10 protein-coding genes are annotated in these 12400 nt (G+C 65.4%); 7 read left to right on the top strand and 3 right to left on the bottom strand.

The features are described 5' to 3' along the window. Positions 1-5 precede the first annotated feature (5 nt). A complete protein-coding gene (aroC, locus tag SR858_RS10910) occupies positions 6-1103 on the bottom strand; it encodes a chorismate synthase (RefSeq protein WP_026637097.1) in 1098 nt (365 codons plus the stop codon). A gap of 237 nt (positions 1104-1340) precedes the next feature. Between aroC and SR858_RS10905 the strand changes: the two genes are divergently transcribed. Continuing rightward, positions 1341-3647, top strand: coding sequence for a bifunctional diguanylate cyclase/phosphodiesterase (locus tag SR858_RS10905; RefSeq protein WP_040377547.1), 2307 nt, complete (start codon positions 1341-1343; stop codon positions 3645-3647). A 47-nt stretch (positions 3648-3694) separates the two neighbouring features. Here SR858_RS10905 and SR858_RS10900 read toward each other — a convergent pair whose 3' ends face one another. Together SR858_RS10900 and SR858_RS10895 are read right to left on the bottom strand one after the other, a co-directional pair. Continuing rightward, on the bottom strand, positions 3695-4153 hold the full coding sequence (locus SR858_RS10900; RefSeq protein WP_019920815.1) for a CBS domain-containing protein: 459 nt from the start codon (positions 4151-4153) through the stop codon (positions 3695-3697). Positions 4154-4340: 187 nt separating this feature from the next. Continuing rightward, entirely contained in the window at positions 4341-5717 is a 1377-nt protein-coding gene (locus tag SR858_RS10895; RefSeq protein ID WP_019920814.1) for a YihY family inner membrane protein, read from the bottom strand. A gap of 82 nt (positions 5718-5799) precedes the next feature. On the opposite strand from SR858_RS10895, the gene wrbA reads away from it, so the two are divergent. The 6 genes from wrbA to SR858_RS10865 are packed head-to-tail and all read left to right on the top strand — an operon-like array spanning position 5800 to position 12388. After that, the gene (wrbA, locus tag SR858_RS10890; RefSeq protein WP_019920813.1) at positions 5800-6408 is read left to right on the top strand and encodes an NAD(P)H:quinone oxidoreductase; all 609 of its coding nucleotides are present in this window, start codon (positions 5800-5802) and stop codon (positions 6406-6408) included. 11 nt (positions 6409-6419) lie between these two features. Then, positions 6420-6827 carry a DUF2069 domain-containing protein gene (locus tag SR858_RS10885; RefSeq protein ID WP_019920812.1) on the top strand — a complete coding sequence of 136 codons (408 nt, stop codon included), beginning with the start codon at positions 6420-6422 and terminating at the stop codon, positions 6825-6827. Then, the gene (locus tag SR858_RS10880) at positions 6824-8242 is read left to right on the top strand and encodes an FAD-binding oxidoreductase (protein WP_019920811.1); all 1419 of its coding nucleotides are present in this window, start codon (positions 6824-6826) and stop codon (positions 8240-8242) included. Before SR858_RS10885 ends, SR858_RS10880 begins: the two co-directional genes overlap by 4 nt. Positions 8243-8253: 11 nt before the next feature. Beyond that, entirely contained in the window at positions 8254-8727 is a 474-nt protein-coding gene (locus SR858_RS10875) for a hypothetical protein (protein ID WP_051120283.1), read from the top strand. Continuing rightward, complete coding sequence (locus tag SR858_RS10870; protein WP_019920810.1) at positions 8727-11297, top strand: FtsX-like permease family protein; 2571 nt, start codon at positions 8727-8729, stop codon at positions 11295-11297. The genes SR858_RS10875 and SR858_RS10870 overlap by 1 nt, the downstream gene beginning before the upstream one ends. Further along, complete coding sequence (locus SR858_RS10865) at positions 11297-12388, top strand: lipocalin-like domain-containing protein (protein WP_051120282.1); 1092 nt, start codon at positions 11297-11299, stop codon at positions 12386-12388. The genes SR858_RS10870 and SR858_RS10865 overlap by 1 nt, the downstream gene beginning before the upstream one ends. Positions 12389-12400: the final 12 nt, after the last annotated feature.

Raw genomic sequence — 12400 nt, 5'->3', positions numbered from 1 at the left:
GAGTCTTACCGGGAGATGTCGGGTGTCGCCACCTTGACGTCGCCGCACTGGGCGCGGTGCATCAGCGCGTGGTCGATCAGCACCAGCGCCAGCATCGCTTCGGCGATCGGCGTGGCGCGTATGCCCACGCACGGGTCGTGGCGGCCGAAGGTTTCCACCAGCACCGGGTTGCCTTCCTTGTCGATCGAATGGCGCGGCGTGCGGATTGACGACGTCGGCTTGATGGCGATCGACACCGTGATGTCCTGGCCGGTGGAGATGCCGCCCAATACGCCGCCGGCGTTATTGCCGACGAAGCCCTGCGGCGTCAGTTCGTCGCCATGCTCGGTACCCTTTTGCGCCACCGACTTGAAGCCGGCGCCAATTTCCACACCCTTCACCGCATTAATGCCCATCATCGCGTAGGCGATATCGGCATCGAGCTTGTCGTAGATCGGTTGGCCCAGGCCCACCGGCACATTCTGGGCGATGACGTCGATGCGCGCGCCGATCGAGTCGCCAGCCTTGCGCAAGTCGTCCATGGTCGCTTCCATGTGGGCGATCAGGCCGGCGTCGCCGCTGGCGGCAAAAAACGGATTGTCGTGCACATGGACCCAGTCCTGGAACGGCACCGGAATATCGCCCAACTGGCTCATGCAGCCCTTGAACGTGGTGCCGTACTGCTGCTGCAACCACTTTTTGGCCACCGCAGCAGCGCCGACGATGGGCGCGGTCAGGCGCGCCGAGGAGCGGCCACCACCACGCGGATCACGCACGCCGTACTTGTGCCAATACGTGTAGTCGGCATGGCCCGGGCGGAAGCTCTCGGCGATGTTGCCGTAGTCCTTGCTGCGCTGGTCTTCGTTGCGGATCAACAGCGCGATCGGGGTACCGGTGGTCACCCCCTGATACACGCCCGAGAGGATCTCCACCGTGTCCGATTCCTGGCGCTGCGTGACGTGGCGCGACGTGCCCGGTTTGCGGCGGTCGAGTTCCGGCTGGATATCTGCCTCGGACAAGGCCAGGCCCGGCGGGCAGCCATCTATCACGCAACCAATTGCGGGACCGTGCGACTCACCGAAGGTAGTTACAGAAAACAATTTACCAAATGTATTACCGGACATAGGAAGAGAATCTTTGGAATTATAGGGATTTCTATATTCTAACAGCTACCGCACGCCCGGCGCGTGCCGGGGCGATGGCCCATCGCGGGGGCAGCTCGATTCTTTGTTGCAATACAGCCGCATGTGCAACGGCGGCGCAACGGCCGGTTGACTGTCTCAGGGGAAATTCGAGTTCATTTTAACAATTCGCTATATACTTACCCAGAAGAACACCGAGCAATCCTGGAGATGCGACACATGCCCCAACCGATCACCCCTCCTGGCTACCGACAGGTTACGTCTGTGGCCAAGGATGATCAAGACGACCTGGTATTCCTGGACGAACATCCGGCGGCAACGACAGACACCAGCGCCACCGGCGTATGGCGCGTGATGATCATCGACGATGACGAGGACGTCCATTCCACTACCACCTTCGCGCTCGGCAACCTCGACATGCAAGGCAGGCCGCTGGAATTCGTCCATGCCTATTCCGCCACCCAGGCGCGCCAGTTGCTCGCCACCGAAACCGACATCGCCGTGATCCTGCTCGACGTGGTGATGGAACAGGACGACGCCGGGCTGCACCTGGTGCGCCATATCCGCGAAACGCTCAAGCTTGCCGATGTGCGCATCATCCTGCGTACTGGCCAGCCCGGCTATGCGCCCGAAATCGACGCCATCCGCGATTTCGACATCAACGACTACAAGACCAAGTCCGAGCTCACGCGCATCAAGCTCTATACCACCGTCACGTCGGCCATCCGTTCGTATGAACAGATCCGCAAGATCGACGACAGCCGCCGTGGCCTGAACCAGATCGTCCACGCCAGCACCGAGTTGATGGCGCTGCACGGCGTGCAGAATTTCGCCTCCGGCGTGCTGGCGCAGATCGGCGACCTGCTCGGCATTCCCGCCAGCGGCGTATTATGCGTGAAGGATTGCCCGGGCGACGGCGACTGCCACGAACTGATGGTAATGGCAGCGTGCGGCCGGCAGGCTCACCTCGACCACGGCGCCCATGCCCACGTCCGCCACGTGCATCATGCGCCGCTGGCCGACGACCGCATCCGGGCGGCCATGGAGCAGGCGTTGGCCCAACGCGGCAATGTGTACGGCCCGGACTGCATCACCCTGTACTTCGCCGGCAAGGCCAGCCGCGACTTCGTCGCCTACCTCGACGTTGCAACGCCGCCCTCCGACATCAACGAACGCCTGCTCGACGTCTTTTGCGGCAACGTGGCGGTGGGGCTGGACAACGTGGAACTGGTCAGCCACCTGCACAACGCGGCGTTCTACGACCAGCTGTCCAAGCTGCCCAACCGCACCCGCCTGCTCGAAATGCTCGAAGAACGGCTGGCCGCGTCCAGTACGGCCGCGCCAGCGCACGAACAGGCCACGCTGGCCCTCGTCGATCTCGACCACTTTGCCGAAACCAACGACGCGCTGGGCCACCAGTTCGGCGACCTGCTGCTGGTGTCGGTCGCCAACCGCCTGCAGGCGGACCTGGGGCGGCAAGTGACGGTGGCGCGCATTGGCGGCGATATTTTCGCGCTGCTGGGCGACGCCGACCTGGTCACGCCCGCCGCGCTGCTGGCGCTGTTCCAGCAGCCGTTCCGCATCGACGGCCAGGACGTGCAGCTCTCGGCCACGCTAGGACTGGTGCGCCTGCAAGAACACGAAGGCAGCGGCGGCGACGCATTGAAAGATGCCGACATCGCCCTGAAACGCGCCAAGAGCCAGCAGCGCGCCGGGTACTGCTATTTTTCGCGCTCGATGGGCGTGGAAATCCGCGAGCGGGTACGCATGATGCACGCGCTGCGCACCGCGTTTGGCCAGCGCCAGCTGTTCGTCATGTACCAGCCGCAGATCGACCTCGAAACCCGGCGGCCGGTCGGCGCCGAAGCGCTGCTGCGCTGGCAGACCGAAGACGGCACCTTCGTCTCGCCCGACCGATTCATCCCGATCGCCGAATATTCGGGTTTGATCATCGACCTCGGTGAATGGGTGCTGCGCACCGCGTGCCGCGAACTGATGGCCGTGCGCGCGGCCGGCCACCTCGATTTCGTCATGTCGGTCAACGTCTCGCAGGTGCAGTTCCGCCACCCGCATTTCCTCGAGATGCTGCGCCGCGCGCTGGAGGAAACCGGCGCGCCGCCGCAGAACATCGAACTGGAAATCACCGAATCGATGGCGATGGAAGAACCGGATTTGCTGATCAAGATGCTCGACCAGATCAAGCAGACCGGCGTCTCGATCGCGATCGACGACTTCGGCACCGGTTTTTCGTCGCTGTCGTACTTGCAGCGCTTGCAGGTGGACCGCTTGAAAATCGACCGCGCGTTCGTCACCGAAATTACCGGCTCGGCTCGCGGCAGCAGCATTGCCGAGATGGTGATTCAACTGGGCCGCAACCTGGGCCTAACGGTGATTGCGGAAGGAGTGGAAGACGAACGCCAGGCGCAGATCCTGCATGCGCTGGGCTGCCCGCTGGCGCAGGGCTTTTTGTTCGCCAGGCCGATGAAGGCCGATGCGCTGGAGGTATGGCTCGATAACGGCAGATAAAAATGCCCCCTGCTCCGGCAGCGCCGGATGCAGGGGATGGCGGCCGGTCAGTCCGGATGCGGCTCGGCCTGGTCGCCCGGCCAGTCGCGGATATAGGCCTTGAGCATGCGGTTTTCGAAGCTTTGCGCTTCCAGCACCGCGCGCGCCACGTCGTAGAACGAAATCACGCCGAGGATGGTCTTGGCGTTCATCACGGGCAGGTAGCGCGCATGTTTTTCCAGCATGATGCGGCGCACTTCGTTGACTTCGGTATCGGGCGTGACCGTGATCGGGTAGTCGTCCATGTGCTTGCGCACCGTGCCGGCGCCGACATTGCCTTCGTTAGCATGCAACGCGCGCAGCACTTCGCGGAACGTGAGCATGCCAACCAGGTCGCCGAATTCCATGACGACCAGCGAGCCAATGTCTTTTTCCGCCATGATATCGGCCGCTTCGGCCAACGGTTGATCGGGCGAAATGGTGTAGAGGATACTGCCTTTGACCTGCAGGATTTCGGAGACTTTCATATTTGACCGTCCTGTCCGCTGAGAGGCTTCGTGGGTAGATGATGTCATTATTAATTTTAGTGTTTAAGCCTAAGCCGAATGTAGCCTATGCATGGCGAAAAATCCAGCGCCACGCCCCACGATATCGCAAGAATTTGATAAGAGTGTTGCAACACTCTTATGCTGCACCGCAACCAAAACCCGGTTATCAGCGGCAATCGATGGGGCCGAAGTGGTCTGCCAGGCTTTTGCCGAGCCCGGTTTCGACAGCGTTTTCCACCTCGCGCGCCAGTTGCGCCGCCTCGCGCGCCGAGAGCTTGTCGCGCTCGTCCGTGTCATCGTCCACCACGCCGGCATTGACCGCCATGCCGCCGAACACGAACAGCCGGTACACCTCGGCCAGCGTCAGTTTCTCTACATTGGCCAGCAACACCCAGTGGTCGCTGCCGTCGGACACGCGCTTGCCCCACTGCACCCGGCGCGGCGCCGGCACGTTGACGCGCCCCACCCAGCCCTCGGCCAGCATTTTTTCAAGCAAGGCATCCATCTCGTCAAAACCCAGCCGGGTGCGGGTGCGGATGGTGCCGGCGCTGACCAATGCCGTGTCGCCGCATTTGCATGCCAGGAACAGCACTTTCAGGATCGCCATGGCATCGACGAATTCGCCGCCAGGCTTGGCCTCGTGCCACCAGCGCTCGTATTTGACCACCGGCAGCGCGGCCACCAGCAAGGCGCCGATCAGGGTGATCACCCACGACACATAAATCCACACCAAGAATAGCGGCAAGGCCGCCAGCGCGCCATAGATCTTGGAATACGTGGGGAACTGCGTGATGAAAATGGCGAAGCCGCGCTTGGCCAGTTCGAATGCCACGCCGGCCACCAGGCCGCCCCAGGCGGCGTCGTACCAATCGACATCGCGATTGGGCACCGCCACGTACAGCAACGTAAAACTGGCGGTGGTCACAGCCAGCGACGCGAACGTGTACACGATGGCGCCCACCACCGGAAACTGCTCGAACAGGTCGGACGTGGCCATGAACACGGTGGACGACAGCGTCAGCGAGACGCCGATCAGCAGCGGCCCCAACGTGATAATGGCCCAATAGACCAGGATGCGGCGGGTCCAGCTGCGCTCCCCACGCACGCGCCAGATGCGGTTGAACACGCGCTCGATCAGGTTCATCATGGCGATCGACGTGAATATCAGCGCCACCGCACCCACCGCCGACAGCCGCGTGGCCTTGGACGCAAACATGGTCAGGTAGTTGAGGATGGTGGCCGAGATCGTCTTGGGCATCACGCTCTGGACGAAATACGCTTCCAGCGACGCGCGGAAGGTATTGAACATCGGGAAGGTGGTAAAAATCGCCAACGCGATGGTGAGCAGCGGCACCAGCGCAAACACGGTGGTGAACGTGAGGCTGCCGGCCACTTGCGGCAGGCTTTCCTCGCGCAGGCGGCGGTGGGCGAACAGCACCAGGTCGCGCACCTCGGACCACGACAGCGCGCGCACGGTATTGACGCCGTTGCGGCAGGTGCGCAGCAGGTAGAAGAAAATCGGTTGTATATATTTTTGGAACATGAGCGATAATCGGAATTCAGGAGCCGCAGCAGCCGATTTTTCACACCGCCTGCGCCCGCTTTAACCCCCTATAATACCTGCGATGAGCCAACCCAATCTGATTATTCTTGTCCTGTTCTACTCGCGTCACGGCGCCACGCGCAAATTGGCGGAGCTGATCGCCCAGGGCATCGAGAGCGTATCGGGCTGCGATGCGCGCCTGCGCACCGTGCCCGCCGTCTCCACCGTCACCGAAGCCACGGCGCCCGAGGTGCCGTTGGACGGCGCACCGTACGTGGAACTTGACGACCTGGCCGAATGCGCCGGCATTGCCGTCGGTTCGCCCACCCGCTTCGGCAATATGGCCGCGTCGATGAAGTATTTTTGGGATGGCACGTCGAGCCAGTGGCTGTCCGGCGCGCTGGCCGGCAAGCCGGCTTGCGTGTTCACGTCCACCGGCAGCCTGCACGGCGGCCAGGAATCCACGCTGCTCACCATGATGGTGCCGCTGTTCCACCACGGCCTGATGGTGCTGGGCCTGCCCTACACCAACCCGGAATTGATGACCACCGCCAGCGGCGGCACCCCGTACGGCGCCAGCCACTGGGCCGGCCTCGATGGCGCCCGCCCGATCACCGACGACGAAAAGCGCCTGGCCATCGCCCAGGGCCGGCGCCTGGCCGAAACAGCCGTCAAGCTCGCAACCCGTTAGAGGACGACGCCATGCACACCACCTTGCACAAGTATTTTCACTGGGGCGCCGTCGGCAGCCTGGGCCTGCTGATCGTGTGGTGCGTGTTGTGGGAAATGGTGATCGCGCCGCTGAAACCGGGCGGTTCGTGGCTGGTGCTCAAGGCCGCCCCGCTGCTGCTGCCTTTGTACGGCGTGTGGAAGCGCGACATCTACACCTTGCAGTGGACGTCGATGATGATACTGCTGTACTTCACCGAGGGCATCGTGCGTGGCTGGAGCGACGCCGACCGCGAGTCGGCCTGGCTGGGCTGGGGCGAGGCGATCATCGTCTGCGTGTATTTCGCCTGCGCGCTGCTATACCTGCGCCCGTATAAACGGGCGGCGAAAAAACTGGCCAAGGAACTGCTCGACAAGGTAAAGGTCACCACGGTCAAATGACGGAAATAACCAACGCTTTCCTCGACCAGTGCCGCGCCATCGTTGGCGCGGATTACGTCCTCGACCTCGATTCCGACAAGGCCGCCTTCCTCACCGACCAGCGCGGGCGCTACACGGGCCGGGCACTGGCCGTGCTGCGGCCCGCCACGGTGGCCGAAGTTGCGGCCCTGGTGCGCACCTGCGCGCAGTGGCGCGTGCCGATCGTGCCGCAGGGCGGCAACACCGGACTGGTGCTGGGCAGCGTGCCCGACGGCGGCGGCGCCGCCGTGGTGCTGTCGCTGGCGCGCATGAATGCCGTGCGCCAGGTCGACGCCGTCAACCGCACCATGACCGTCGATGCCGGCTGCATCCTGCAGCACGCCCAGGAAGCGGCCGCCGCGCAAGGCTGTTTGTTCCCGCTGTCGCTGGCGGCCGAGGGTAGTTGCACCATCGGCGGCAACCTGGCCACCAACGCGGGCGGCACCGCCGTGCTCCGTTACGGCAACACGCGCGACCTGTGCCTGGGCCTGGAAGTGGTCACACCGCAGGGAGAGATATGGAACGGCTTGCGCGGGCTACGCAAGGACAACACCGGCTACGACCTGCGCGACCTGTTTATCGGCGCGGAAGGCACGCTGGGCGTGATCACGGGGGCGGTGCTGAAACTGTACCCGCAGCCGAAAGCCGCGATTACCGCGCTGGCGGCGCTGCCCTCGCCCGTTCACGCGCTCCGCCTGCTGAACCTGATGCAGGACCACTGCGGTGCGAGCCTGACCGGCTTCGAGCTGATGTCGCAGTATTGCCTGGCGCTGGTCGCGCGCGAATTCCCGCAACTGCCGCAGCCATTCAAAACGCCGCACGCCCAGTATGTGCTGCTGGAGCTCTCGAGCAGCGAGTCCGAAGCCCATGCCGTGGGCCTGCTGGAACGGGCCATTGGCGCGGCGTTGGACGGCGATGTGATCGACGACGCGGTGGTGGCCACGTCGATGGCCCAATCGACCGGCCTGTGGCAGCTGCGCGAGCATATCCCGCTGGCGCAGGCCAAGGCGGGCAAGAACATCAAGCACGACATCTCGCTGCCGGTCTCGCGCATCGCCGAGTTCATCGCCGCCACCGGACCGAAGCTCGAAGCCGCCTTCCCCGGCTGCCAGCTGGTGTGCTTCGGCCACCTCGGCGACGGCAACCTGCACTACAACGTGGCGCCGCCCGACGGTGTGTCCAACGACGCATTCCTGCACAAACAGGACGAGGTCAACCGCGTGGTGTACGACAGCGTGGAAGTTTTTGGCGGCTCGATTTCGGCCGAGCACGGCATCGGTATGCTGAAAAGAGACGAGCTGGTGCACCATAAATCGGCAGTGGAGCTGAACATGATGCGGGCCATCAAAGGTGCGCTGGACCCGCTCGGTATCATGAATCCCGGGAAAATTTTGTGAACGGGACAGCCATGCAACCTCATCTGTACGGGCCGGTCGGCGTGATGACCACGGCCCTGCTGTGCGCGACCACCCTGCATCCGGTGCACGCGCAAGACATCCACAAATGCATCGTCGACGGCAAGGTCAGCTATGGCGATACGCCCTGCCCTGCCGCCGCCACCTGGGCCAGTACTCTGGCCATACCGGTCGCGCCGCGCGCTGAACCGGCAGCGACAGCCGCAGCCGCAGCCAGCCTGGCCCGCGCCCGCAAGGAAGCGGCGGCGCTGGAAAAGACCCGCGTAGCGCGCGACGAACGCGAAGCAAAGCTTGACGCCAAGGCCGCGCAACTGGCCGCCACGCACGAGCGCAAATGCGGCAAGCTGCGCCTCAATCGCCAGTGGGCCGACGACGACGCGCGCCGCGCCACGGCCGCCACGGTCGATGCCGCCCGCCTCAAGGCCCGCCGCGCCGCCGAGCTGCTGGCCCTGGAGTGCCCCCGCTGATGACGGCGCTGGCGCCGGGACGGTTGGGAAGCTGGCTGCTGCTGGGCGAATGGCGGGCGCACCCGGTGCGCACGCTGGTGGCGGTGGCGGCAATTGCCATCGGCATCGCGCTCGGCTTCGCCATCCACCTGATCAACGCTGCCGCCTTCAACGAATTCTCGTCGGCCATCAAGGGCCTGTCCGGCGTGGCCGATGTGCAGGTGCGCGGCACCGAACCCACTTTCGATGAAGCGGTCTACCCGCTGCTTGCCGCCCTGCCGGAAGTGGCGGTCGCCTCGCCCATCCTGGAAGTGGAAGCCTCGATTCCGGGCCAGCGCAGCGCGCTCAAGATCATCGGCATCGACGTCTTCCGCGCTGGCTTCATTTCGCCCGACCTGGTGGGCGCCCCCTCCGAAGAACACTTGCAGGACACCCTTGCCGACGACGCGATTTTTCTGTCGCCAGCCGCGCAGCAGTGGCTCTCGGCAAAGGCAGAGCAGCCATTGCCCTTCCAGCTCGGCGTGGGCACGGTGGCGCTGCGCTACGCGGGCGCCCTGCAAAGCGCGCGCGCCGGCCAGCGCCTGGGCGTGATGGACATCGGCGCGGCGCAGTGGCGCTTCGACCGGCTGGGCAAGCTGTCGCGGGTGGACCTCAAGCTGCGCGACGGCGTCAACCGCGATGTATTCAAAACCCGGCTGCAGCAGCGCCTGCAACGCCACTACCCGGGCCGTTTCCTGGTGAACCAGCCCAACGACGAAGACCAGAGCAGCCGCAACGAGGGCATGAGCCGCGCCTATCGCGTCAACCTGACGGTTCTCGCGCTGGTCGCGCTGTTTACCGGCGCCTTCCTGGTATTTTCCACCCAGGCCCTGTCGGTGATCCGGCGCCGCAGCCAGTTCGCGCTGCTGCGCGTGCTGGGCATGGAGCGGCGCCGGTTGCTGCGCCAGATCCTGCTCGAAGGCCTGTGCCTGGGCGTACTGGGTTCGGCCCTCGGCATCGCTGCCGGCTATGCGCTGGCGGCAACCGCACTGCATTTCATGGGCGCCGACCTGGGCGCCGGCTTCTTTTCCGGCGTGCGTCCCACCGTGCATTTCACCCCGGTGGCCGCTGGCGTGTATTTTGCGCTGGGCGTCGCCGTCGCGCTGCTGGGCTGCGCCGCCCCGGCCTGGGATGCGGCACGCGCCAAGCCGGCCGTGGCGCTCAAGTCCGGTACCGAGGAAGCGGCGATTTCGCGCCTGGCCACCGTGTGGCCGCCGCTGGCCGGCATCGCGGTGGCGGCGCTGCTGTCGCAGGCGCCGCCCGTCTTCGAGCTGCCGATTTTCGGTTACCTGTCGATCGCGCTGCTGCTGATCAGCGTGATCGCGCTGATGCCGCGCCTGGCTGCCGGCGTGTTTCACGCTGCGCACCGGCGCTGGAGCGCGGTCGTCGCCAGACGCCCGGGCGCCTCACCGGTGCTCACGCTCACGCTGGCGCGGCTGGCCAATGCGTCGAGCCAGGCCGGCATCGCGCTGGGCGGCGTGCTGTCGAGCTTTAGCCTGATGGTGGCGATGGCGATCATGGTGTCGAGCTTCCGGGTGTCGCTCGACGACTGGATGCGCCACATCCTGCCGGCCGATATCTACGTGAGCACCGTCAGCGGCGGCGCCACGGCCAGGCTGCGGCCGGCCGAACAGCAGGCCATCGCCGCGCTGCCCGGCGTCGATGGCACCGACTTCCTGCGCGTGCAGGCCATCGCGCTGGCGGCCGACCGCCCCGCCGTGGCGCTGATTGCGCGCGATGTCGATGCGAATGATCCCGGCAAGGTGCTGGCGATGGTCGGCGCTATCCGCACGCCAGTGCCGGGCGAGCCGCCGCCCGTCTGGATTTCGGAGGCGATGGTCGATTTGTACGGCATGCAGGTGGGCGCCCGCATCGAATTGCCGCTGGCAGGCCGCCAGCAGCCGTTCACGGTGGCCGGCGTGTGGCGCGACTATGCGCGGCCCACCGGCTCGATCCAGATGCGTCTGGCTGACTACCGCGCCATCACCGGCGACCGGGATGCCAGCAGCGTGGCGCTGTGGCTCGCGCCAGGCAGCAGCCACGCCGGCGTGGAACGGGACTTGAAGGCGCTGCCGTTCGCCGCCACCCTGGACATCAGCACCCCCTCGGACATCCGCGACATGTCGATGAAGATTTTCGACCGCAGCTTTGCCATCACCTATTTATTGGAAGCGATCGCCATCGTCATCGGCCTGTTCGGCGTGGCCGCGACCTTTTCAGCGCAGACGCTGGCGCGCGCCAGGGAGTTCGGCATGCTGCGCCACGTGGGCGTGACGCGGCGCCAGATCCTGGCCATCCTGGCCATCGAGGGTGGGTCGCTCACCGCGCTCGGCATCGCCACCGGTTTCGTGCTGGGCTGGGTGATCAGCCTGATCCTGGTGTTCGTGGTCAATCCGCAGTCGTTCCACTGGACCATGCAACTGCACCTGCCGTGGGGCCTGCTGGCGGCCGTCGCTGCGCTGCTGCTGGCGGCCGCCGCGCTGACGGCGCTGCTGGCGGGCCGGCAATCGCTGTCCGGTGGTCCGATCCGCGCCGTCAGGGAGGACTGGTAATGCCGCTCGTACGATTGTTGCTGGCCATGGTGGCCCTGCTGTGGGCTGGGACTGTTCCCGCATGGGCCGCCGCGCCAAAGTTCGCGGCCGTCACCCCGCTGGCGCCCGGCGCGGCACTGCAATTCCCGCTTGATTACGGCGCCCACCCCGACTACAAGACCGAATGGTGGTACGTGACCGGCTGGGTCGAGGCCGCAGACGGCAAGTCGCTCGGCTACCAGGTCACGTTCTTCCGCAGCGCCAGCGACCATGACCGCGCCAACCCCAGCCAGTTCGCACCGAAGCAACTGATCATCGGCCACGCGGCGCTGTCCGACACCGCCAACGGCAAGCTGCTGCACGACCAGCGCAGCGCCCGCGAGGGCCTGGGACTGGCCTACGCCAAGGTGGGCGACACCGACATCAAGCTCGAAGACTGGCGCATGGCGCGCCAGCCTGACGGCAGCTACGCGGTCCACGTCGAGGCGTCCGGCTTTACCTTGCAGCTCAAGCTGGCGCCGTCGCAGCCGGTGCTGGTACAGGGCGTGGGCGGCTTTTCGCGCAAGGGACCGCGCCCCGCCCAGGCCAGCTACTATTACAGCGAGCCGCAGCTCACCACCACCGGCACCATCACCCGCGCCGGCAAGGCGGTGCCGGTCAAAGGCGCGTCGTGGCTGGACCACGAATGGTCGTCGCAGGTGCTCGATGCCGAGGCGGCGGGCTGGGAATGGATCGGCGCCAACCTCGACGACGGCGGCGCCCTGATGGCTTTCCAGATCCGCAGCAAGACAGGTGGTAAACTATGGGCCCACGCGACATGGCGCGACGCTTCCGGTAAGATCACGCAGTTTGCGCCGGAACAGGTGGATTTCACACCGCAGCGGCGCTGGCGTTCGCCGCGTACCAAGGCAGAATATCCGGTGGCCTTGCGGTTGACCACCGGCGCCACCATCTGGCAGGTGGAACCGCTGCAGGACGACCAGGAACTCGACTCGCGCCGCTCGACCGGCGCCGTGTACTGGGAAGGCGCGGTGCTGCTGCGCCGCGACGGCCGGCGCGTCGGCCGCGCGTACCTCGAACTGACGGGCTATGTCCGCCCCATGAAATTGTAGTAGTTGGAATAA

The organism is Duganella zoogloeoides (assembly GCF_034479515.1).
GTDB lineage: Bacteria > Pseudomonadota > Gammaproteobacteria > Burkholderiales > Burkholderiaceae_D > Rugamonas > Rugamonas zoogloeoides.
The sequence above is the reverse complement of the archived record's forward strand: the minus strand, read 5'-3'. Positions and strand labels throughout refer to the sequence as shown.